Genomic DNA, 19461 nt, shown 5'->3' with positions numbered 1-19461 from the left:
TTAACTAGTTATAATAGCCAAAAAATAAAACCGGAGTGTGTAATGAAATACCTATTTATATTGTTTGCTTTAATGGCCCAATCTGCACTTGCACAAGAGCGCGTTATTAGCGCTGGCGGCACCCTTACTGAAATAATTTATGCGCTAGGCAAACAAAATACCCTTGTAGCTGTTGATCAATCGAGCATGTACCCGCACCAAGCCACGCAATTACCGCAAGTGGGCTATTATCGCGATTTAGCTGCAGAAGGCGTACTTTCAATGCGTCCAACCACCTTGTTAGCGCTTGAAGGCGCAGGGCGAAGCCAAGCACTTAAGCAAATTGAGGCAACTGGGGTTAAGCTCATTCATTATAAAAAGCCGACCTCAGTTAACGAGCTACTTGAGCTAATAAAACGCTTAGGTGACGATTTAAACGCCAAGCAAAAAGCACAAACACTTATTACACACATTACAAAATCGTTACCTGAAAAAGCAAAAGCGCAAACACACAGCGCGCTATTTTTACTCTCAGCTAATGAGCGCGGGCTTGTTGCCGCCGGGCAAGAAACCGTCCCTAATTTATTATTTAGCTATGCAGGCATTACCAATATAGGAGCTACGCATTCAGGCTTTAAAGCAATAGATAGTGAAGTACTGGCTGTAAATCAGCCCAACTTTTTAGTAGCCCCAGCCCATGTTGTACAAAGCCTTGGCGGTAAGCAGGCTTTTTGTGAGCAACCTACACTACACTTATTAAAAGCGGCGCAAACCTGTAACTTACTTGTAATGGATAGCCTACTTTCGCTTGGCATGTCGCCACGTATTGCCACAGCAATTAATGAGCTTAACGAGTATAAAACCCGCTTATGAACACCCTAACATTGAGCCGTTTTAACCCTGTAACACATAGCCAAACCCATAAATGGATGCTATTAGCCTCTGTGTGTATTTTTGCTTTGGCGCTACTTAGCATAGGGTATGGGCCAGCAGGGTGGGATTGGCGTTTAGCCATTGCTTGGCTTGCACCCGAGCGCTTTAATCAGTTTGATGCGCTGCAAATAAATGTCGTAATGCAAATACGTTTGCCACGCTTTGTGCTTGCAGTGCTTGTAGGGTTGGTGCTTGCCCAAACAGGCGCTTCAACGCAAGCACTGTGCCGCAACCCATTAGCCGACCCATCTATTATTGGCATTAGTGCGGGTGCGGCCATGGTTGCAGTAGCATTTATTGCACTTAGCGCGCAGTTTAATTTTAACGCGCAGTTGTATTTACCTTATGCGTCGTTTTTAGGGGCGCTTGGTGTTACCTCGCTGGTATATTTAATTGCCAAGCAGCAAGGGCAAATTAATATCACCACACTTATATTAGTCGGGGTTGCTATTAACGCGTTAGCATTTGCGGTTATTGGGCTACTGAGCTTTTTTGCTGACGACAGTGCATTGCGATTAATAAATTACTGGACCATGGGCTCATTAGGCGGGGCAAGCTGGAGTACGATAATTCAAGCAGCACCTTTACTTTTTATTAGCCTTGTTGGCCTGTGGCGGTTAAAAGAGCCCATGAACTTACTCCTTATTGGCGAATCCCAAGCTCAGTACCTAGGAGTAGACACTAATAAGCTTAAATTATATGTAATTATACTTGTTGCATTAGGGGTAGGTGCGGTTGTAGCGCTTACTGGTTTGATAGGGTTTGTTGGCTTGGTAGTCCCGCATATTGCCCGCTTAATGGTGGGGCCGCATTTACGTAATATGCTGCCGCTTTGTATGCTAATTGGCGTAGTGGTATTGCTACTTTCTGACTGGTTAGCACGCATTATAATAATGCCCGCCGAGCTACCCATTGGCATTATTACCGCGCTATTGGGTGCACCATTGTTTATTTATTTAATCGTTAAAAATAAGCGAGGTTGGTCATGATCACGTTTGATGATTTAAGCGTTGGCTTTGGCAACCATACCGTTTTAAACGCTATTAATGGCAGCGCTAAACAAGGGCAGCTTGTTGCACTACTTGGTGAAAATGGCGCAGGTAAGTCTACTTTGCTGCATACCTTAGCGGGTATGCACCCCTTTACCGGTAGTGTACTTTTTAATAACAAGCCGCTGGCCGCTCACGCTAAAAAAAACCTAGCCACACAGCGCGCAGTTATGATGCAAGCAAACCACGTAGGGTTTGATTTTACAGTATTTGAGCTTATTGCAATGGGCCGCTACCCGTATGTAGAGTCATTAAAAATGCAAAGCGAAAAAGTACATAAATACGCCGCAATTATGGATTTAAGTAATTATTTAAATCGTCGCGTAAGTGCGCTTTCGGGCGGGGAGCAACAACGCGTGCATATGGCTCGAACTTTAGCGCAGCTAAATGCCTTTACACAATCGGCCGAGCCAAAACTAATGCTGCTCGACGAGCCTACATCAGCACTTGATATGCGCCATCAACATGCTTTGCTCAGCTGCGTTAAAGCGTTTGTAGGACAGGGTAACAGCGCCATTATTGCAATACACGATCTAAATTTGGCCAGCCTTTATGCAACCGACGCTATTTTGCTGCACAACAAAAAAGTGTTGCAAAGTGGGCCTATAAACACCGTATTAACTGAGCAAAACTTACAACAAATGTACGCCATGAAACTGCACGTAAATCCTCACCCTTATCACGATGCACCCATGGTTTTTTCTCAACGTCAGGAGTTTTTATGAGAGAGCAAGCATTAAACGATGCACGCACCTTGGTTTACAAAACCAATGCCGGTGTTATGTCGACTATTTCTAATAATTTACGCGGCTACCCGTTTGGCTCAGTAACCCCTTATATGTGCGACGAACAAGGCCGTGTTTACTTTTTTATTAGCGATATAGCCCAGCACACTAAAAACCTAAAGCACGACTCTCGTATGAGCCTTACCGTATTTGACGCCGCCGACTACGGCGATCAGAACGAGCACGGGCGAGTAACGCTTGTAGGCGACGGCTCTGTTGTGCCAAGCGAGCAAGCACACACCTTACTTAATAACTATATTGCCCTATATCCCGAAGCTGCTAGCTATCGCAACGCGCACGACTTTCAATTATGGCAATTAGACGTAATTCGTGTGCGTTACATTGGTGGCTTTGGCAAAATATTTTGGCTTGAGCAAAACGAATGGCAAAACGAGGCAAAAAACTGGGACGAAGGCCAACAGCAAAGCATGATAAGTCATATGAATGAAGATCATCAAGATGCTATGTCGCTCATATTAATGCAGCACTATAACGTTGCTGATAAAACACCAATAATGAGCGGCTTATTACCCACAGGCTTTTATATACAAAGTAAAAAGCGTAATTACTTTATCAATTTTAAAACCCAGTGCAACAGCCCGCTAGAGGTTCGTAAAGCGCTGGTTGAGCTAACCAATCAAGCTCGAAGTAACTAAACTAAATAAATGACGACATAGTTAACCTGAGCTCTGGTTAAGAGATTTACTAACTATGTCGCTATTTTATAAGCAAGATGTTTGCTCGCCTCGTTTAGCTAAAGCTTTAAAAGCGGCTTGCTGATGTTCTTTTTGTACATAACGGGGTGGCAAAGGGTTAACCTGCAACTGATATCCACTTTGATTAGCTTGCACACTTGTTACCGGCGATATCCAGACAACATTTAACTCTGGCGCTAAACGCTTGATAACACGCGCTATACCTTCGCCATTTTTCACATGAAAATCGCCCGCTATATGCACTACCTGCGCATATTTATGATTATTTAAATAGTTAACAATAGACTCAGCCATAGTTTCATCCCAGGTAACTTGCGCAGCATAATAGTTTTCGTTTTGACTGGGCGAACCATGGTGCATTGATGCCATAAAACGTTGTTTATAATCACTGGGGGATGTATCAATAGCGGCTGCAATATAGCTCTGCCGTGTTTCATCAAGTTTATTTAAATAACTTACCCCTTGCCTGCCAATACAGGTGACTATATTTTTAGGCGCATTTGCAGCTATTACATCGCTATTGTTCGCTTTTGCCAGCTCTATAAGCGCACGGTAATCGCTTTTGTAATTAGGCCACGCTTGGGTGTTATCAATTAAGTATTGCTCGCCAATTTCACCCTTAACATACTGGTTTAAAGTAAACTGATCGGCGCGGCTAAATTGCTCAAGCGACAAGGCTGTGCGTTTATTGCCTGTGCTTAACTGCTCAAATAACTCCGCCTGAAATAAATGCACGCCCGGGTGTGTATGCCATTCACCCACTAAAACCACATCGGCATTTAACAGGGTTGGCTCTAATAATACAGAGCTAACAGGCTTTGCTTGTGCATTGTAAAGTGCTGAGTAATATAATGATGAACTTTTATCGGGCAGCACAGTGGCTGTGCTACAACCGCTCAAACCAGCAACTAATGCCAAAGTAAACATAGACTTTTTCATACACATTTTTCAAAACCTGTTAATGAAAATAATTATCAATATCATATATTTATAATACCTATTAAGCCAGCCAAAAACAGTAAAAATAAATAAGCAAAGAAGACTAAATAACGCATTGGAGAGTGCAATTGATAGACAGTTATGAGCGAGAAGCGGACATCTGATAGTTAGCCTGGAGTAGTCCGCTACAGACAAGGAACCGACCTTCAAGTTTTAATTCTTAAAAGATGCTGAAAGGCAGTAGGCGGACTCTAAAATTTTTCAAACAATCTAGTTTTCGTAACTGATAAAATCCATCAGATTTTAAAAATTCTGACTCGCTCAGAGCATTAAGCGGTCGTTGAAATGAATCTATTTCTGATAGTTTGACCGATTTTTGTGTGCCGTTATCGGACCGCCTATCAGTATTATTTAAATTGGCGCTATGCACGATTTCCGGTCGTTTAAAGCTAATGTGAAATTTCTCCACTGTGATAAGAAGACGTAAATAATTGTTATTCTTTTAATTTGAACTAATAGAGACTTAATTATACAGCCTGTTTCGATATCAAAAAGTATGTTTTCCCTACCATATTACTTAATATTAAACTATCTTAGATCAAGTATTTTTAAATATATATTTTATTCAGACTTTTAGTAATATCGAATATTAAATTTGATAATAAAACTTGTCACCAATAGAGCAAGAACGCACATTTTTATAATTTAAGGGTTTGAGGTGGGTGTTCGCGACGTTGTTTTTTGAAGGTTGTTCGCGTCGCGCAATGAGGTTGTTCCAAACTCAAGGAAAGAGGACTCGCAATGAAACTACGTATTTTTTTACTATGTTATTCACTTTTTTTGTTTACTGGTTGCCAGATAATTGAAGAAGGTGAGGTTGATTATGTTCGAACCGTTGAAAATAATGCCTTGTCCGCCAAGGATATAACTCAGTGTGATAAAGCACTTTATGACAAATCTCAATATACTCGTGCAGGGGTAACGCGTGAGTGTTATGAAACTCTTTACCGCAAATACACGAAAGTACCACAAATTGCTTCCGGAGACACAATCTCGGTACATTTGATGCAAGCATTCAACGGTGCTGCATTTGAATGGAGAAATGCTTCTGAGCTCTTTGGAGGAAGAGGCTCCAACGCGGAGATGGTGATCATTGCTAATGTGTGTGAGCAGGGAAAGGCCGGATGTTCAATGTCATTTGGGCCTTCAGCAGATAAAAATGGTCGGGTTATTTTTTATTCAAATGGCGTAAAAGCCCTTCAGTATTTAAATTTTTCTTATTTACCCGTTTATGGTCCTATCAAATATGAAAGTGGTCCTTTAATTATTCAGTTGACCATTGTCGAGCTTGATGATCCTTCAGATCAACAAAAAGCGATACTGCAATCACTGGCATCCGCTGGAAAACAATTATATCCGCCTGCCAGTGACGTGCTGACAGTGCTAGATTCTGTCGGCTCAGCCATATTATCTAACTCCAGTGATGATATTCTTTTTCGGTATTCGATGACCTTGGTTCCCGATTCTCAATCGCAAAATTATCAAAGCCCAATCGTTGCTGAAGGTAACTACGCATTTATCCGTAAAAATACTAACAAAGGGCCACTGGAAACCGAACTATTGGACAAATTGTACTTTGATAATCTTTCCGGCCGCTTGGTGGAAGAGTGTGAAAAAGATGATAAGGAATTGACCAGAGTTAACTATGATGATGGCACCTTTGATGAGTTTGACTACATACCATGTACACTTGATTTGAATACCGGTAAGTATTTCAAAGACTATCGTAAAAATACCTATTTAACCTTTCAAATTAAATCTGGTTTCGTTGAAAAAACCTTGGATAATATTCAGACATTTGAGTTGCTGTTAAATGATTTGAATCAAGCTGCAGATGAAAGTGCATCACAAGCGATACAAGCGATTTCAAGCTTAGAAAATACCTTTAGTAGCCGCGCCAAAGAAGCGAGCTTGCAAAAATCATTGAATACCTTAAAGACAATTGTTAGCGATATTACAAAAGATAAATTTGATTTATTTTCTATCGAGGCATCGAAGTTCGTCAAACTGTACGACATTGAGTTAAATAAAATGAATACGGCAAAATGCGATGATATACCATTACCGCCTGAATGTGAGTCACTAATTTCAAGTGAACAAGTACAGTACTTTCAAATAGAGTTACATGCGTTTCTAGAAAGCGTCAATCCCAACCCAGCTCATCAGCTTAGCACTATTATACCGTTGGGCAGTAAACCATTCAGTGATGCGGGTAAAGTCAAAATCGTGTTGCAAAATGGTTATAAAAAGTTCTTTAACAAAGCACTATTTGAAAAATTTTCTGGGGAGTTACAAGCGATTGATAAGCTGGTTGCGAATGTGAGTGACATAAAGGCGCGAGCGATCGCGCCTGAAGCACTCAAGAAAAGAAAGGCACTTTTGATTGCTAATGTGAACGACTTTTTAAGTGAACTTGCATTGGATCACGCAAATTCACTAACCAAAACCTGTCCATCTATTACGAATCAGGATTGTTATTTAAATTTAACCACCACGCAAAAACAAGCACTGATAAATGCGTTTAATCAATTTTTAGCACGCAACATTCGTGGAGCGACTGCCATTGACGCTTCCACTGATGCAAATTTAACGACATCTTTATCAGCAGCCAATATACTTGCTTTAGAAAAACTCATCGAGAATTTGTTATAATAAATCTATCAAAAATAGTTTGTATCTGCATGAATGGAGTCTTAACTTATGGTCAATTTCACTATAGAAAATCCGCAAGGCAATACAATTGCAATTGACCAGCACCATCTTTAAAGTAAAATTTGACCAACGCACAATTAATGCTTGATAGTTTTAAAATGTTTCTCTTTTTTACAATTTAGTACTTAGTTGCAAACATCACTAAGCTTCATTATCAACGTGGTGTTGCTGGAGATTGCATAACGCTTCTCTAGTCTGAGATAGATTGAATTAAGAGAATTCATTGTAAATATTCAAACACGGAACGTCCTGTTTTAAAAAGGTCTTCCCTCTTATCTGCCGCTTGCAACAATTTCGCTAAGGTCTGGTTTTCGTACAAAGCTGCTATCCAAACTACCAAACACCAATGACCGCTCATGGCACTCAGCAGTCACTTGATAACCTAGAATACTGATAATAATTGGCAAGATATTTTGCTTTAACAGTTATTATTGGGCTCACTTGTTTAGCAGTAACAGCCACTAAATCACCCGGTAATACAGTTTGTTTAATACTCATCAAAGATAGGAGTTGCAGGATTTTTCCATTAAAACTACATTGCGCCACACACCATTTAATTTACCTAGTTTCTCTCGATTTCCAACCTGCCTAAAACCATTGCGAGCATGTAAAGCAATGCTGCTAGTATTTTCAGGGAATATACTGGCTTGTAGCATCCATATACCGCTTTTTTCTGACTCATTAATGAGTGCATTGATCAGTGCCTGCCCCAAGCCTTTACCTTGGGCTTGGTTTGCAACATATACACTTACCTCAGCAACGCCCAAGTATACCTCACGGTTTGAAACCGCCGATAACCCCGCCCAGCCGAGCACTTGCTCTCTTTGCACTGCAACAAGGCGACAACAGTTAAGCATAGAACTATTCCATTGCTGCTAATTTTTAGCTTTAGTTTGAAAAGTCGCGTTGCCGGTATCAATACCTTGCTGATAAATGTTTTGGACGGCTAAAAAATCATTCTTTGCAAATTGTCTTATGATCACAATATTTCCTTACAACTATTATTCCTTAAAATTAGCGACCTACTTATGATGAGTTAACTACTAATTTTAATAACCGCTAACATATCGTCGTTATCCTCATCGAGGCCAACTTCTTCAAACCCAAAACTTGTATAAAAATCTTTAGCTATTGGGTTTTTCGGGTTATAACAAATTTCAATTTGTTCAAGCTTAGAAGTTGTTTTAATCTCTTCAATTGCCATAGTTAGTGCTTTGCGCCCAATGCCTTTATTTTGATGAGTTTGATCAACCATAAAGCGCCAAATAGAAACCTTTGTAAGGGTTTCTTGTACCCACATAAAAAAGCCAACTGGCAGAGCATTTAGGTAAATAGCTTTACAGGTATACCCGCTATTGTAGTGAGCCTCAACTAACGACCACATATTACACGCTACGTATTCTTCTTGCGTTTTAGTAACATCCAATTCGCATATGGCTTCGTAGTTATCTGAGGTGATGTCTTCCAATGACAGTGTCATGTTTTTCCTTAATATTGCTTACTTATATAACTAACCTGAACTTACCAGTATCTGTACCTATAAACAATATATGGCTTTATTCAATAAAAGGATGGCAGCTTAAACCTTAGATCGTTTTATAGGATAAAGCCTTGCCAGCCTATAAGTTAAACACTCTCAATTATTATCTTTTTAGGATTCTATCAATATGTTATATTATAACAACTGCTGTATTGAGCTCTATTTTAATTAAGGGTTAGTTTATGAAAGTGTTTACTCAAGGCCTGAGTGTTGCCCTGCTATTAGGGTTGGGCATTAGTGCCCAAGCTCATGCGCAAAAGCATGTTCATGGGGAAGGTGAGTTACTTATTGCTCAAGAGGGCAATGTGCTGCAAATGCAGTTTATTATTCCGGCTGCCGATGCACTGGGGTTTGAACACCAAGCTGCTAACTTATCTGATAAACATGCCATTAACGTGCTTGCTCAGCAATTAAAAAATAGTAGCCACGCTATTGATATTAAAGGGCAGTGTATTTTACAAAGCACCGAAAACTCGCTTGCTCACAGCCACATAGAGCACGATGAGCACGATGAGCACGATCATCATAATGTTGAAGCCACCTACAATTTTAACTGCAAGACACCGGTTATGGGCTTTTCGGTCACGCTGTTTAACTTAATGCCTTCGCTGAATGCGCTTAACGTGCAATGGATTAGTAATACGGGGCAAGGCTCAACAGAGGTGACGCGCAGTAATCCTGTAATAAGCTGGCAAAGCTAATATTTAGCCGCCAACTCACACCCATTAAACATAAATTGCTGACTAAATAAGAGCCGTAAGCATGAAAAGCCAACTAATAAAAAATGCCCAAATAGTTAACGAAGGTAAAATGCAACGTGCTGATGTACGCATTACCAACCAATTTATTGAACGCATAGCCCCTAATATAGCCGCGAGCGAAAACGACGATGTTATTGACGCGCAAGGTGCGTACTTACTGCCGGGCATGATAGATGACCAAGTGCATTTTAGAGAGCCAGGCCTTACCCATAAAGGCTCTATATTAACCGAGTCGCGCGCAGCAGTTGCCGGCGGTATTACAAGTTATATGGAAATGCCTAACGTTAACCCTTCAACCACAAACAAAGCGGCACTTGAGGCCAAATACGCCATAGCCGAGCAGCATTCTTATGCTAATTACTCTTTTTACCTTGGCGCTACAGAGCACAATTTAGATGACATTAAAGCGCTCGACCCTAAAAAAGTATGTGGTGTAAAGGTGTTTATGGGGGCATCTACCGGTAATTTATTAGTAGAAAACCCACAAGCTCTTGAGGGGATATTTCGTGAATGCCCTGTACTTATAGTTACCCACTGCGAAGATGGTAAAACCATTAGCAAAAACAATCAGCGCTATGAGCAACAAGGCATTGTGCCTAGTATTACCGACCATCCAAAAATTCGTGATGCGCAGGCTTGCTATGCCTCATCGTCGTATGCGGTGTCGCTTGCTAAAAAGTACAATGCGCAATTGCATGTATTACACATAACCACCGAAAAAGAGCTGAGTTTATTTACTAAAGGCGATATAGCCAATAAAAGCATTACCGCAGAAGCCTGTGTACACCATTTATATTTTAGCGAGCAAGATTACGAAGCCTTAGGTAACTTAATAAAATGTAACCCTGCCATAAAAGCTAATACCGATCGCGATGCGCTTGTAAACGCAGTTAAAAATAACCAAATAGATATTATTGCCACCGATCACGCTCCGCATACATGGCAAGAAAAGCAAACTGATTATGTTAACGCGCCAGCAGGTTTACCCTTAGTAGAGCACGCACTTTTAAGCTTACTAGAACACGTTAAAAACAACCGCTTAAGCATAGAGCAGGTGGTAGAAAAAACCGCACATAACCCCGCGCTGCGTTTTAAAGTAGATAAACGCGGCTTTATAAAAGAGGGTTACTACGCCGACCTAGTGCTGGTAAGTACACAGCAAACCACAAAAGTTAGCCACAACTCTTGCCGTTACCTTTGCGGTTGGACGCCTTTTGATGGCGTTGAGTTTTCTTCAAAAATAGTGAGCACGTGGGTTAATGGCGAGCGCCTTTACGATGGCAAAACGGTCTCTAAACCTAGCAAACCTGCCATGCCTCTTGTTTTTAATCGTTAATCGGAATAGTTAAATTTATGAATGCTAAAAGCCATTTGCCAGATATTACTTCGCAGAATAACTCTTTGAATGCACAACCTTTACAATGGGTAGGGATGGAAGGAATTTCGCTGCCTTTGCATGTTTTACCTCTCGCTGGCGAACCTATCCATACGCACGCCAAAGCCGATATATTTGTAAGTTTAAATAAAGCCGAAGCCAAAGGCATACATATGTCGCGTTTGTATTTACTGCTTAAAGAGCGGCTTGTAAACCAGCCTTTAACGGGCAAAAGTTTAACAACGTTATTAAATACTATGCTGCACTCTCAGCAAGGCCTAAGCCTAAGCGCTAAAGTAAATTTAGCCTTTGAGCTAACACTCAATAAACCTGCGCTTTTATCAAATCAGTCGGGATATCAGGCGTATCCGGTGAATGTATGTAAAACCATTGAAGACGGTGAAATTAATACCGAGCTTAGCCTTACTATTGCTTATTCAAGCACGTGCCCGTGCTCAGCCGCGCTTTCACGAAAAGCATTAAGCGATGCCGTAGCAGAGCAATTTACAGAGCAGCACGTTGATAAAAACGCATTGCTAGAGTGGCTAGCATCAGAGCAAGGCAGTATTGCTACACCACACAGCCAGCGCTCATACGCGTATATAACAATGCGTATTAAAGGTGAAGAGCTTCCTGACTTACCTGCACTTATTACACAACTAGAAAGTGCGATTGGTACGCCCGTTCAAACCGCAGTAAAACGCGAAGACGAACAAGCATTTGCCAAGCTCAATGCCGAAAACTTACTTTTTTGCGAAGATGCCGCCCGCAGAATTAAACAGGCCTTAGAGCTAAAAACCAACATTTGCGACTACCACTTTAAAGTTGAACACCAAGAAAGCTTACACGCTCACAACGCTGTTGTGTACGACCAAAAGTTTTCGCAGCAGCGTGTTATTTAAAACCTTAATTTGCATATTTAGTAGGATAAAAAATGTTAAGAAAAAACCCAAACGGCCACATGCCAAGTGTCGCACAAAGCGCATTTATAGACCCAACAGCCATTGTATGTGGCAAAGTAATAATTGAAGACAATGTATTTATTGGCCCTTATGCGGTTATTCGCGCCGATGAAGTAGACGACACCGGCGACATGCAGCCAATTATTATTAAAAAAAATTCAAACATACAAGATGGCGTGGTTATTCATTCTAAATCGGGTGCTGCGGTATCTATTGGTGAGCGCACGTCTATAGCGCATCGCTCTATTATTCATGGCCCGTGCAGCGTAGGGGATGATGTATTTATTGGCTTTAATTCGGTAGTATTTAGATCGCATGTGGGAAATGGGTGTGTAGTTAGGCATAACTGCGTTGTTGATGGATTAGATTTACCTAAAGATTTTCATGTACCGCCAATGACCAATATAGAACCCGGCTTTGACTTAAACAGCATAAGCAAAGTACCGCCAGAATACTCAACATTTTCTGAATCGGTGGTGTCTGCAAATCACGATTTGGTAAAAGGTTACAAGAAATTGGCTAATGAACTCTAATAAGCAAACGCTAAAGGCAATACCCACTAATATTATTAGTGGGTTTTTAGGTGCAGGCAAAACCAGCGCTATTGTATCGCTACTTAAAACCAAACCACGCTCTGAGCGCTGGGCGGTATTAGTAAACGAATTTGGCGAAGTAGGTATTGATGGCGCACTACTTAATGGGCAACAAAGCCCAAACAGCGGTGTATTTATTCGCGAAGTACCCGGTGGCTGTATGTGCTGTACCGCCGGCGTGCCAATGCAAGTTGCACTTAATCAGCTGCTAAAACAAGCAAAACCAGACAGGCTTTTAATTGAACCCACAGGGCTTGGCCACCCAAAGGAAGTATTACAAACACTTTCATCATCGCATTATAAAAATGTACTGAGCTTACAAAAAACAATTACTTTAGTTGATGCCAGAAAGCTCAACGACTCGCGTTATACAAGCCATGCTACGTTTAACCAACAAATTGATATTGCAGATATTATTGTAGGTAACAAGCACGATTTATACGCTCATAATGACGCTGAAACATTAACTGATTACGTAATAAGCCGCGCAAACCAAACACAGCAAATTGTATTTACTACACAAGGTGAAATAGCACCTGAGTTGTTACAAGGTGATTGCGGCTATAATCAATCTGCGCCTTGCACTGCGCATGCTCATACAAACTCAGGCATTAATACCCGTGAAGCGCCGTTACCCACAAATGGCATACTTTGCATTAAAAATAGCGCTCAAGGCTATCAAAGTATTGGCTGGCGTATTAGTGCAGCACACATATTTAGTAAAACCGCGCTGCACGCTTTGTTTAGCAATTTAAAAGTAGAGCGAATTAAAGCTGTTATAAAAACATACGAAGGGTTTGTAGGCTTTAACTTAGCGGAGCAAACCTTAACCGTTACCCCTTTAAACGACTGCCAAGAAAGCCGCATAGAAATAATAGCGATACAAATTAACTCTATGTGGGCGCAACAACTCATGAACTGCTTAATTAATAATAAAACCAACACAGAGAAAACCAACCATGAACACATTTAATACATTAACCATTGCTTTAGTCAGTGCGCTTAGTGTTGGCTGTACATCTAACCAAGCTAACAATACTAATGAAAGTTTTTCAGCTCAGCCGGCCTCGCAGCTACAAGCTCAAACTCAACCCGCTTTAAAAATAGCGACTTGGAATGTTGAGCACCTTGCATACCCAATAGATACAGGTTGTAGAGCCAGAACGCCAAGCGAAATAGCAGCAATGAAAGCGTATGCAAAAAACTTAGACGCCGATATTATTGCACTACAAGAAGTGGCTTCTAAAGCGGCGTTACAGCAAATATTCTCTGAAGACGACTGGCAACTAATTATGTCTAACCGAGCAGACAGCAAAGCCTATACGTGCCGACAAACGGGAGCTTTATCAACCCAGCAAAAAGTAGCCTTTGCAGTAAAAAAAGCAATACCTGTACTTAATACAGCTCCTATAGACCAATTAGGATTAGCAAGAGCAGGGCTGCGCTACGGATTACAAATAACAGTTAATACACAGCAAGGGCCAACCGATATACTTAACGTACACATGAAAAGTGGCTGTTTTGTAGATGACTACTTAAAAAGCGACTCACCCGCGTGTAAAACCTATGCACAACAAGCACCAGTGCTTAATAGCTGGGTTGAAAAACACGAAACAGCAGGCACGCCTTACGTAATATTAGGTGATTTTAACCACCGCATATCAGCGCCTTACAATAGGCTAACCCGTACTTTATTAAGTGATGAGCGCTCAACAAGTATTACGACCAGCCAATTATTAGGGTGCCAAGCACGCTACCCGGCGCCTATCGATCACATTATTGTTGGCGGTATGAATGCGCAAAATATTGAAGCGTCGGCTCAGGTGCATAAATTCAAAAATATGGATAACAAAGCCATGTTGAGTGACCACTGCGCGGTATCGGTTTCGCTTGCTGCTAATGCGCACTCACTGTCGTCGGCAGTGTTATGGCAAACAACCAGTAAAGAGTATAAAGCACTAGCAACTACAACCTATGAACAAGCAAAAGCAGCGGTAATGCAATTGCCAAACACTGCACGTAATTGGGTGGCCGTGATGGATGTTGATGAAACTGTGCTTGATAACTCAGCATATCAAAAACAAACCGAGCTTAACGGCAAAGGGTATACACCACAATCATGGCAGGCATGGGTTGCAAGCGAAAAAGCCACACTGGTACCTGGTGCTAAATCGTTTATAGAAACAGTGTATAAACACGGTGGAAAAATAGCGCTTGTTACTAACCGTAATAAGCAAAACGATTTGCACACGTGGAATAATTTAAAAGCAGTGGGGTTACCTATAGCAGTTGAAAACACCTGTTTAATGGGCCGTTCAGAGGCTGACAAAAACGCCGTTAATAGCAACGAATTTATTAACGATAAAGACTTGCGCCGCCAGCAAATAACACAAGGCAAAGCCGATTGTTTTTCATCAAATGGGCAAAATAATAACTGGCAGCAGCCACAGGTTATTAAGTTTCAGGTGGGGGATAACATAGAAGACTTTAGCGGCGTAACACAAGAAACCGCCAATATAAAAACGCTACAACCCAAGCTTGGTAAATCATTATTTTTACTACCAAACCCTATGTATGGTTCGTGGTAAATACTATTTAACCTGAGCTCTGGTTAAGAGATTTACTAACGTTTAAATTAGGTTGATATTTAAATTTATTCTCTCTAGCCAGAGATTTTTAGTGAAAACAAGGCGAATTTACGCGTCAATAGCTGGCCTATTGCAAGTAAATTCAACGCAGCTAGCGCTGAAAATAGCTGCTCGAGATAGATTTATTATCCAGAGTTCAGGTTATTTAAAAAGGAAGAGTAATATGACCGATAAATCACCAGCCCCAGCAGGCTCAAGCTGCACTAACACAAGCTGCTGCCCACCACCGCAAAGCCCTGTAACACGTGACGCGCCAAAGGTAGGGCGAAACGATCCGTGTGTATGTGGTAACGGGCGTAAATATAAAAAGTGTTGTGGTAAAAACACATAAATTGCAGCAATGCACTTTTAATTTAGGTATAAAAAAGGGCTAGGGCGTGTTGATCTTTCGTGGGTGAATTTGCAGCAGTATGTTTGGTTTTTAGGCAAGGCAGAGCCTATGTAGTGTGGTTATTCCCCACGAATAGGCGATAACGCCGCATAAATACCAAACATGCGCTGCCCTTTGGGTTCTTTCTAGGGACGATCAACTCTTTGTTGCTCGGTTTTTACTTAGCCCACTAGGTTACGAACCTCGCGCCGTGATTTAATCGTCCCTAGATTGAACAAATTTCAATCAACAAAGTTCAACACGCCCTAGCGTTACGTTAGCCCTTTTTGTATTTAACCTAAATGTAAGTTATATCAACTGGCCGCCACGCTTATTTTTTGTTCAAGCGTGAAGGGCTTTGCATTTAAAATACCGTTAATTTGAATAACAATTTCACTATTGCCTGCCTTATTTGCCACATATTTTAAACGATGAATACCCCGGGTACTGGCAAGTTGTACAGAAGCAGCCCCAGTTAATTTTATATTTTTAGGTGCAATAAATTTTACACTTACCGCGCTGTAACGTTTAGGCACTAAGTAACTAAAGCTTGCCGTGCTAGGGGTACCCACTTTTACCTGTGCTTGTTTGGCGTGTTCAAACGAGAAATTTTGTAAAATAGGAGGCTGAAAGTGTTGCCGAGCAAAAGGATGAAACTGATTTAAACCCACGCCCGCATGAAACTCACACGCACCAGCGCCTAAAGAACTCAAAAAAGCTAAACCGCACAATCCACGTTTTATATTTATATCTTTCACTTTAATCCTCGTACGGTAATACATTGTCTAACTTAAGCTGGTAAGCCGATGTGCCAAGTTCGTTTTCAACGGTGTTTATCGTCAGTGTGCCTTCAAACCAAAATGCGTCATACAGGCTTTTAAGATCAACACCTTGATCAAACTTAACGTAAATTATTTGGTTAGGTGGCGGCGGTGGCATATGCAGGCACGCGCCAAAATAAGGCACAATAAAAAATTCGCTAATACGTTTACCTTCTTCTGATTCAAGCGGCACTATAAAGCCAGGTATACGCAGCTTTTTATTGTTGTAACTTTCAATCACTCGTACTGAGCTTAAAGCTTGCTGATACCGTTTATCTTGCTCGTTATCAAACGGTTTAGCGTCTAGGCTATTTAATGTGTCTTGGCCTGAGCCATCTACGATCTCTTCTAAGTATTCAGGCGGATTAAGCAGCGCGTCTAAATCATCTTTAGGCATCAACTGAATCCACTCTATTTCTTCGTAACTTGTACTTTGAGCCGCTGACTCACAAGTAAATACTAAACTAGCCACGGCTATAACAAACCAAGCAACCATGTTAGTTACATTTTTTGACATATTTTTATCTCAATTAGCTTATTGCTCAACTAAAAACGTTATAACATATCAACACTTATCAAACCATAGGAGTCTCATCGTGCCTAATACAATTTCTTCGGCCTCTACTCCCTTAGCCATACATATTAACCAACTTTGCTATAAGTACCACAAAGCCGATAAAACCTCATTTTACATTCCTACTTGGCAAGTAAAGCAGGGGGAACAGGTGTTTTTACACGGCGAATCTGGCTCAGGTAAAACCACATTGCTTAATTTATTAGCAGGGGTGCTCACACCGCAAAGTGGCAATGTAACCTTGCTTGAGCAGGCATTTTCGACGCTTTCGTCAAAAAAGCGCGATAAATTTAGAGCCCAGAACATTGGCGTGGTGTTTCAGCAATTTAATTTAATACCGTACTTAAGTGTGTTAAAAAACATTCAACTAGCTAGCTACTTTGCAAAAACAGGCAATACGCAAATAGAGCAAGAGGCGAGCGCTCTGCTTTTAGCGCTTAAATTACCGACGACCACTTTGCAAAAAGCAGCAAATACATTAAGTGTTGGCCAGCAGCAGCGTGTGGCCATTGCCCGCGCTTTAATAAATAAACCTAAACTGCTATTAGTTGACGAACCCACCTCGGCATTAGACGCCGCATCGCGCGATGCATTTATGACCCTGCTAATTGATTTATGTAAGCAGCACAGCATAACGCTTGTATTTGTAAGCCACGATATGCACTTACAACAATTTTTTGAGCGCAGTGTAAATGTAACTTCGCTTTTAAAAGAGGAGAGTAACAAATGCTAGTATCGTTAGCGTGGAGCAGCTTAGCCAGTAGGCGTAAATCGGTCATACTTACGTTTTTATCATTACTTATAAGTATAAGCGTGCTGTTAAGTGTTGAGCATATTCGCCAGCAAGCCAAAGAAAGCTTTAACAGAACCATTTCAGATGTAGATATGATAGTAGGCGCACCTAGTGGGCAGTTAAATCTGCTGCTTTACTCGGTATTTAGAATGGGTAGCCCCACCAGTAATATTAATTATAAAAGCTATGAAACCCTACAGAGCAGCTCATTAGTAAAATGGGCAATCCCTATTTCGCTTGGCGACTCGCACCGTGGTTTTAGAGTAATGGGCACTAATAATAGCTACTTTGAACACTTTAAATACGGCATTAAGCAACCACTTACCTTTAGTAGCGGCCATCCATTTAACACGTTATTTGAAGCGGTAATAGGGGCCGATGTAGCCAAAAAACTTAATTATAAAATTGGCCAAAGCGTAGTCATTGCCCATGGTATTGGTAACACAAGCTTTACCCATCACGACAACACTCCCTTTATTATAAAAGGTATACTTAGCCCCACGGGTACGCCTGTTGATAAAACCATACATGTAAGCTTAAACGCCATTGAGGCCATACATTTATCACCGGCAAAACAAGCTAAATTACTTAATAATGTAGACTCGGTAAACACCACACCCGAGAGCATTACCGCAGTAATGCTGGGTTTAAAGTCTAAGTTTTCTACCTTTAAATTACAGCGCGATATAAACAACTATAAAGCCGATAGGTTAATGGCCGTTTTACCTGGTGTGGCCATGACCGAGCTTTGGCAAATGATGGCAACCGTTGAAAACCTGCTACGCATTATTGGTATTTTGGTGTTGGTATCCTCGTTATTTGGCTTATCAACCATGTTACTTGCCTCTATGGCACAACGTAAAAACGAAATTGCCGTGCTACGTGTATTAGGCGCAGGGCCAAGCATTATTTTTAGCTTAGTACTGGTAGAGGCTTTAATTTTAGTAATACTAGCAAGCGCAGCTGCAACTGCTTTACTAAGTTTAACTTTATGGCTTTTAGGTGATTGGCTAGGCGCTACTTATGGCTTATTTTTAAATGCAAACATGCTTAATGTAGAGACTTTAAAAGTAATCGCCGTTATTACTGTTGCCGCTATTATTACCTCAGCTATACCCGCGTATGAGGCCTATAAAAATGCCCTGCACAGTTCGCTTGGCTCTAAAAATTAGCACCTTTAAAAATTTAATCGTGTAATAAACAATATGGCCGCAGTAATAAATACTGCGGCCTCTGTTTATAGTCAAACTTTTTTAAACGAGCTAAGTTTAGTAAGCGCCTGCGCTGTATATAAGCTCGTAGCTGTGGCTGTAAATCTCAAGGATGTTACCAAACGGGTCTTCCATGTAGATCATGCGGTATGGCTTTTCGCCAGGGTAGTAGTAACGAGGCTCTGGCATACGTTTTTTGCCACCTGCAGCAACAATACGATCCGCTAAGCCCTCAACATCTGGGTCTTGTACACAGAAATGAAAGATACCGGTTTTCCAGTATTCAAAGTTGTCTTTAGGGTTTTCTTGGTCTTTAAATTCAAAAATTTCTACACCAATACGGTCGCCTGTTGAAAGGTGCGCTATTTTAAATTTTTCCCAATTTGGACCAAATACATCGGTACACATTTCGCCAATGGGGCTGTTATCTTCAGTGATCACGGTAGGCTCCATTATGGTGTACCAACCCATCACCTTAGTGTAAAACTCTACGGCTTTTTCAACATCTGGTACTGAAATACCAATGTGCGAAAAACTACGTGGATATGTATGACTCATAATGCTTCCTCTTTAACGTGTGACTTATCTAAGTTGATGGAGTTAGTTTACGAACATGTACTTATTAAGTAAAATTATCATT

20 protein-coding genes are annotated in these 19461 nt (G+C 41.0%); 14 read left to right on the top strand and 6 right to left on the bottom strand.

Annotated features, from left to right (window positions below; genetic code table 11):
* Positions 1–42 precede the first annotated feature (42 nt).
* From ATS74_RS18890 to ATS74_RS18875, 4 genes are read left to right on the top strand one after another with little or no spacing between them, the layout of a single operon-like run.
* Entirely contained in the window at positions 43–852 is an 810-nt protein-coding gene (locus ATS74_RS18890; protein WP_058550411.1) for a heme/hemin ABC transporter substrate-binding protein, read from the top strand.
* Complete coding sequence (locus ATS74_RS18885) at positions 849–1901, top strand: FecCD family ABC transporter permease (protein WP_058550410.1); 1053 nt, start codon at positions 849–851, stop codon at positions 1899–1901. The genes ATS74_RS18890 and ATS74_RS18885 overlap by 4 nt, the downstream gene beginning before the upstream one ends.
* Positions 1898–2686, top strand: coding sequence for a heme ABC transporter ATP-binding protein (locus ATS74_RS18880; protein ID WP_058550409.1), 789 nt, complete (start codon positions 1898–1900; stop codon positions 2684–2686). The genes ATS74_RS18885 and ATS74_RS18880 overlap by 4 nt, the downstream gene beginning before the upstream one ends.
* Positions 2683–3402 (top strand): HugZ family pyridoxamine 5'-phosphate oxidase, encoded by a 720-nt coding sequence (locus ATS74_RS18875; RefSeq protein ID WP_058550408.1) that lies wholly within the window; start codon positions 2683–2685, stop codon positions 3400–3402. The genes ATS74_RS18880 and ATS74_RS18875 overlap by 4 nt, the downstream gene beginning before the upstream one ends.
* Positions 3403–3468: 66 nt before the next feature.
* Here ATS74_RS18875 and ATS74_RS18870 read toward each other — a convergent pair whose 3' ends face one another.
* Positions 3469–4401: a ChaN family lipoprotein gene (locus ATS74_RS18870; RefSeq protein ID WP_058550537.1), complete on the bottom strand. Its 933-nt coding sequence runs from the start codon at positions 4399–4401 to the stop codon at positions 3469–3471.
* Positions 4402–5202: 801 nt separating this feature from the next.
* Between ATS74_RS18870 and ATS74_RS18865 the strand changes: the two genes are divergently transcribed.
* On the top strand, positions 5203–7113 hold the full coding sequence (locus ATS74_RS18865; RefSeq protein ID WP_058550407.1) for a hypothetical protein: 1911 nt from the start codon (positions 5203–5205) through the stop codon (positions 7111–7113).
* Positions 7114–7670: 557 nt separating this feature from the next.
* Here ATS74_RS18865 and ATS74_RS18860 read toward each other — a convergent pair.
* Both ATS74_RS18860 and ATS74_RS18855 read right to left on the bottom strand, forming a co-directional pair.
* Positions 7671–8030: a GNAT family N-acetyltransferase gene (locus tag ATS74_RS18860; protein WP_235592035.1), complete on the bottom strand. Its 360-nt coding sequence runs from the start codon at positions 8028–8030 to the stop codon at positions 7671–7673.
* A 179-nt stretch (positions 8031–8209) separates the two neighbouring features.
* Positions 8210–8653 (bottom strand): GNAT family N-acetyltransferase, encoded by a 444-nt coding sequence (locus tag ATS74_RS18855; protein ID WP_058550406.1) that lies wholly within the window; start codon positions 8651–8653, stop codon positions 8210–8212.
* A 242-nt stretch (positions 8654–8895) separates the two neighbouring features.
* Here ATS74_RS18855 and ATS74_RS18850 point away from each other — a divergent pair, with 242 nt between their 5' ends.
* The 7 genes from ATS74_RS18850 (at position 8896) to ATS74_RS18820 (ending at position 15383) form a co-directional block, all read left to right on the top strand.
* Entirely contained in the window at positions 8896–9414 is a 519-nt protein-coding gene (locus tag ATS74_RS18850) for a ZrgA family zinc uptake protein (protein ID WP_058550405.1), read from the top strand.
* Between the two features lie 61 nt (positions 9415–9475).
* A complete protein-coding gene (locus tag ATS74_RS18845; RefSeq protein WP_058550404.1) occupies positions 9476–10810 on the top strand; it encodes a dihydroorotase in 1335 nt (444 codons plus the stop codon).
* A gap of 17 nt (positions 10811–10827) precedes the next feature.
* Positions 10828–11751, top strand: coding sequence for a GTP cyclohydrolase FolE2 (folE2, locus tag ATS74_RS18840; protein ID WP_058550403.1), 924 nt, complete (start codon positions 10828–10830; stop codon positions 11749–11751).
* Between the two features lie 32 nt (positions 11752–11783).
* On the top strand, positions 11784–12344 hold the full coding sequence (locus ATS74_RS18835; protein ID WP_058550402.1) for a DapH/DapD/GlmU-related protein: 561 nt from the start codon (positions 11784–11786) through the stop codon (positions 12342–12344).
* Positions 12334–13377, top strand: a complete 1044-nt coding sequence (locus ATS74_RS18830) for a CobW family GTP-binding protein (protein WP_058550401.1) — start codon at positions 12334–12336, stop codon at positions 13375–13377. Before ATS74_RS18835 ends, ATS74_RS18830 begins: the two co-directional genes overlap by 11 nt.
* Positions 13364–14992: an HAD family acid phosphatase gene (locus ATS74_RS18825; protein WP_058550400.1), complete on the top strand. Its 1629-nt coding sequence runs from the start codon at positions 13364–13366 to the stop codon at positions 14990–14992. Before ATS74_RS18830 ends, ATS74_RS18825 begins: the two co-directional genes overlap by 14 nt.
* A 223-nt stretch (positions 14993–15215) precedes the next feature.
* Positions 15216–15383: an SEC-C metal-binding domain-containing protein gene (locus ATS74_RS18820; RefSeq protein WP_058550399.1), complete on the top strand. Its 168-nt coding sequence runs from the start codon at positions 15216–15218 to the stop codon at positions 15381–15383.
* 353 nt (positions 15384–15736) lie between these two features.
* Here ATS74_RS18820 and ATS74_RS18815 read toward each other — a convergent pair whose 3' ends face one another.
* The gene (locus ATS74_RS18815; protein WP_058550398.1) at positions 15737–16180 is read right to left on the bottom strand and encodes a hypothetical protein; all 444 of its coding nucleotides are present in this window, start codon (positions 16178–16180) and stop codon (positions 15737–15739) included.
* Position 16181: 1 nt separating this feature from the next.
* Positions 16182–16760, bottom strand: coding sequence for a DUF3299 domain-containing protein (locus ATS74_RS18810; RefSeq protein ID WP_058550397.1), 579 nt, complete (start codon positions 16758–16760; stop codon positions 16182–16184).
* 79 nt (positions 16761–16839) lie between these two features.
* Between ATS74_RS18810 and ATS74_RS18805 the strand changes: the two genes are divergently transcribed.
* Complete coding sequence (locus ATS74_RS18805) at positions 16840–17550, top strand: ABC transporter ATP-binding protein (protein ID WP_235592034.1); 711 nt, start codon at positions 16840–16842, stop codon at positions 17548–17550.
* Positions 17544–18782 carry an ABC transporter permease gene (locus tag ATS74_RS18800; protein WP_058550396.1) on the top strand — a complete coding sequence of 413 codons (1239 nt, stop codon included), beginning with the start codon at positions 17544–17546 and terminating at the stop codon, positions 18780–18782. Before ATS74_RS18805 ends, ATS74_RS18800 begins: the two co-directional genes overlap by 7 nt.
* 96 nt (positions 18783–18878) lie before the next feature.
* On the opposite strand, the gene ATS74_RS18795 is transcribed toward ATS74_RS18800, so the two are convergent.
* Positions 18879–19379, bottom strand: a complete 501-nt coding sequence (locus ATS74_RS18795) for a lactoylglutathione lyase family protein (RefSeq protein WP_008130525.1) — start codon at positions 19377–19379, stop codon at positions 18879–18881.
* Positions 19380–19461: the final 82 nt, after the last annotated feature.

The sequence above is a fragment of the Pseudoalteromonas sp. H103 genome, from assembly GCF_001469205.1.
GTDB lineage: Bacteria > Pseudomonadota > Gammaproteobacteria > Enterobacterales > Alteromonadaceae > Pseudoalteromonas > Pseudoalteromonas carrageenovora.
Note: the sequence above shows the minus strand (reverse complement) of the source record. Positions and strands in the feature narration are given on the sequence as shown.

Excerpts from the sequence above, each read along its gene's own strand:
- ATS74_RS18880 (WP_058550409.1), top strand. The coding sequence starts at position 1,898 with ATGATCACGTTTGATGATTTAAGCGTTGGCTTTGGCAACCATACCGTT.
- ATS74_RS18830 (WP_058550401.1), top strand. The coding sequence starts at position 12,334 with ATGAACTCTAATAAGCAAACGCTAAAGGCAATACCCACTAATATTATT.
- ATS74_RS18810 (WP_058550397.1), bottom strand. The coding sequence starts at position 16,760 with ATGTCAAAAAATGTAACTAACATGGTTGCTTGGTTTGTTATAGCCGTG.
- ATS74_RS18860 (WP_235592035.1), bottom strand. The coding sequence starts at position 8,030 with ATGCTTAACTGTTGTCGCCTTGTTGCAGTGCAAAGAGAGCAAGTGCTC.
- ATS74_RS18835 (WP_058550402.1), top strand. The coding sequence starts at position 11,784 with ATGTTAAGAAAAAACCCAAACGGCCACATGCCAAGTGTCGCACAAAGC.
- ATS74_RS18870 (WP_058550537.1), bottom strand. The coding sequence starts at position 4,401 with ATGAAAAAGTCTATGTTTACTTTGGCATTAGTTGCTGGTTTGAGCGGT.
- ATS74_RS18800 (WP_058550396.1), top strand. The coding sequence starts at position 17,544 with ATGCTAGTATCGTTAGCGTGGAGCAGCTTAGCCAGTAGGCGTAAATCG.
- ATS74_RS18890 (WP_058550411.1), top strand. The coding sequence starts at position 43 with ATGAAATACCTATTTATATTGTTTGCTTTAATGGCCCAATCTGCACTT.
- folE2 (WP_058550403.1), top strand. The coding sequence starts at position 10,828 with ATGAATGCTAAAAGCCATTTGCCAGATATTACTTCGCAGAATAACTCT.
- ATS74_RS18825 (WP_058550400.1), top strand. The coding sequence starts at position 13,364 with ATGAACACATTTAATACATTAACCATTGCTTTAGTCAGTGCGCTTAGT.
- ATS74_RS18865 (WP_058550407.1), top strand. The coding sequence starts at position 5,203 with ATGAAACTACGTATTTTTTTACTATGTTATTCACTTTTTTTGTTTACT.
- ATS74_RS18855 (WP_058550406.1), bottom strand. The coding sequence starts at position 8,653 with ATGACACTGTCATTGGAAGACATCACCTCAGATAACTACGAAGCCATA.
- ATS74_RS18850 (WP_058550405.1), top strand. The coding sequence starts at position 8,896 with ATGAAAGTGTTTACTCAAGGCCTGAGTGTTGCCCTGCTATTAGGGTTG.
- ATS74_RS18795 (WP_008130525.1), bottom strand. The coding sequence starts at position 19,379 with ATGAGTCATACATATCCACGTAGTTTTTCGCACATTGGTATTTCAGTA.
- ATS74_RS18820 (WP_058550399.1), top strand. The coding sequence starts at position 15,216 with ATGACCGATAAATCACCAGCCCCAGCAGGCTCAAGCTGCACTAACACA.
- ATS74_RS18845 (WP_058550404.1), top strand. The coding sequence starts at position 9,476 with ATGAAAAGCCAACTAATAAAAAATGCCCAAATAGTTAACGAAGGTAAA.
- ATS74_RS18875 (WP_058550408.1), top strand. The coding sequence starts at position 2,683 with ATGAGAGAGCAAGCATTAAACGATGCACGCACCTTGGTTTACAAAACC.
- ATS74_RS18885 (WP_058550410.1), top strand. The coding sequence starts at position 849 with ATGAACACCCTAACATTGAGCCGTTTTAACCCTGTAACACATAGCCAA.